The sequence below is a fragment of the Labrys sp. LIt4 genome, from assembly GCF_017813775.1.
In the GTDB taxonomy this organism is placed as follows: domain Bacteria; phylum Pseudomonadota; class Alphaproteobacteria; order Rhizobiales; family Labraceae; genus Labrys; species Labrys okinawensis_A.
The window spans coordinates 1-275 of the sequence record NZ_JAGIPY010000086.1 but is presented as its reverse complement, the minus strand read 5'-3'; the positions used below and the strand labels follow the sequence as shown (position 1 = coordinate 275).

Annotated in this window: 1 protein-coding gene; it reads left to right on the top strand. The window is 68.0% G+C overall.

Annotation, left to right across the window (positions count from 1 at the left end; genetic code table 11):
* Window positions 1–275: caspase family protein (locus J8I29_RS29770; protein WP_209434437.1), on the top strand; the 275-nt coding region annotated here is incomplete at both ends.

The following is a 275-nucleotide window of genomic DNA, read 5'->3' as shown; positions in this document are numbered from 1 at the left end:
GGCATGCGCCTGGTCATCCTCGATGCCTGCCGCAACAATCCCTTCCTCGCCAACATGACCCGCAAGACGGCCACGCGCGCGGTCTCGCGCGGCCTCAGCCGGGTGGAGCCGGATGGCGGCACGCTTGTCGTCTACGCCGCCAAGGCCGGCGAAGTCGCCCTCGACGGCAGCGGCGGCAATTCGCCCTTCGTCACCGCCCTGACCGCCAATTTGCAGAAACCCGGCATCGAGATCGGCAAGCTGTTCCGCCTGGTGCGCGACGACGTGATGAAGGC